General features: G+C 64.2%; 2 protein-coding genes and 1 tRNA gene. All 3 read right to left on the bottom strand.

Annotated features, from left to right (window positions below; all coding sequences use genetic code 11):
- Window positions 1–148 precede the first annotated feature (148 nt).
- A tRNA-Pro gene (locus NFU04_RS16300) sits at window positions 149–225 on the bottom strand.
- A gap of 182 nt (window positions 226–407) precedes the next feature.
- Entirely contained in the window at window positions 408–719 is a 312-nt protein-coding gene (locus tag NFU04_RS16295; protein ID WP_251310453.1) for a cytochrome C oxidase subunit IV family protein, read from the bottom strand.
- A gap of 12 nt (window positions 720–731) precedes the next feature.
- Complete coding sequence (locus NFU04_RS16290) at window positions 732–1,439, bottom strand: cytochrome c oxidase subunit 3 (protein ID WP_251310452.1); 708 nt, start codon at window positions 1,437–1,439, stop codon at window positions 732–734.
- Between the last annotated feature and the right edge of the window lie 151 nt (window positions 1,440–1,590).

The raw sequence follows: 1,590 nt of genomic DNA, 5'->3' as shown, positions 1-1,590 counted from the left end.
CCCCTCCCCGGCCGCCGGGTTTACCCCCAGACTGGCTGGCCCGCCGCTTTTGTTGTCACCGCGTGGAACCCATGCGGAATCCACAGGGGAAGCAACGAAAAACCGCCGCTGGACTATAGTCCTAAGCGGCGGTTTTTACTGTGTTTTCTGGTCGGAGCGACAGGATTCGAACCTGCGACCTCTGCAACCCCATTGCAGCGCGCTACCAAGCTGCGCCACGCTCCGACTCGTTTCCGGCGCTTCGTGTGCCCCGAGAACGAGGCGTATATTACCAAGATTTCGGAAAATGAAAACCCCTGATTTGCGATTTTTTTCAAATGCTTGGCTTCGGGGCTCGGGAGGGCCGGCTCGGCATGGTCGAAATCCCCGAGCCGATCGCCGGGGCCGTGCTAAGCGCCTTGCCCCGCTCAGGAGAAGAAGACGCTCAGCCGGCTAAGCAGGGTGTAGTGGGACTCCAGGGCCATCAGGGCGGCCAGGAAGAGCAACGCACCCGGCGGCAGCAACACCGTGACCACGATCGCCAGCCGCTCCCAGGCCAGATGCATAAAGACCGCCATGATCAGTCCCGCCTTGAGCAGCATAAAGGCGGTGATCAGCAGCCACTTGAGGTGCCCCTCCAGGCCGACATAGTCGACCGCATAGGAGAAGACGCTGAGCACGAAGAGCGCCAGCCATACCCAGAGGTAGGCGCGCAATGGTGGATGAGCGGACTCCGACATGACGACCTCCCGCTACCAGAGGTAGAAGAACGCGAAGATAAAGACCCACACCAGATCGACGAAGTGCCAGTAGAGCCCCAGGGACTCCACCATGGCATAGCGTCCCCGCCGCCGGGTCATGAAGCCCGGGCGCCGCTCGCCCAGGGAGCCCCGCCAGGCCTTGACCGTCATGATCACCAGGAAGAGGACGCCGATGCTGACATGGGTGCCGTGGAAGCCGGTGATCAAAAAGAAGCTGGCGCCGAATTGCGCCGCTCCCCAGGGATTGCCCCAGGGCCGGACGCCCTCCTCGATCAGCTTGGTCCACTCGAAGGCCTGCATGCCCACGAAGGTCAAGCCCAGCAGCGCCGTCACTCCCAGCAACAGGGCCGTCGCGCCACGCCGCCCGGCATGGGCGGACTTGACGGCCAGGGCCATGGTGCCGCTGCTGCTGATCAGCACGAAGGTCATGATGGCGATCAGCAGCAGGGGGACCGCCTCGCCCCCCAGGTGCAGGGCGAACACCTCGCCGGCATCGGGCCAGGGCTCGGTGGCGGCGATGCGCAGCGCCATATACCCCACCAGGAAGCAGGCGAAGATAAACACATCGCTGAGGATAAACAGCCAGATCATCGCCTTGTCCCAGGGCATGGCGAAGACCCGACGATCCGCCGTCCAGTCGGCGACCAGGTCTCGTCCGGCCTCGGCGAGGCGCGATGGGGAACCCTGTGAATCGCTCATGATCGCCTCCTCAGGTCATCAGCAGCAGCATGAAGAGCACGCCCCACACCAGCAGCAGGAAGTGCCAGTAGAGGGCGGCCAGTTCGACGCCGGGAGCGATATCTCCCCCCCGCCCCAGGCGCCGCCAGGTACGCCACCAGGCCACCATCCC

It is taken from the genome of Halomonas sp. NCCP-2165, from assembly GCF_023708045.1.
Taxonomy (GTDB): Bacteria; Pseudomonadota; Gammaproteobacteria; order Pseudomonadales; family Halomonadaceae; genus Bisbaumannia; species Bisbaumannia pacifica.
This window is presented reverse-complemented; position numbering and strand designations above follow the sequence as displayed.

What these genes read in the sequence shown, in the direction of transcription:
- NFU04_RS16290 (WP_251310452.1), bottom strand. Translation starts at nt 1,439, where the DNA reads ATGAGCGATTCACAGGGTTCCCCATCGCGCCTCGCCGAGGCCGGACGA.
- NFU04_RS16295 (WP_251310453.1), bottom strand. Translation starts at nt 719, where the DNA reads ATGTCGGAGTCCGCTCATCCACCATTGCGCGCCTACCTCTGGGTATGG.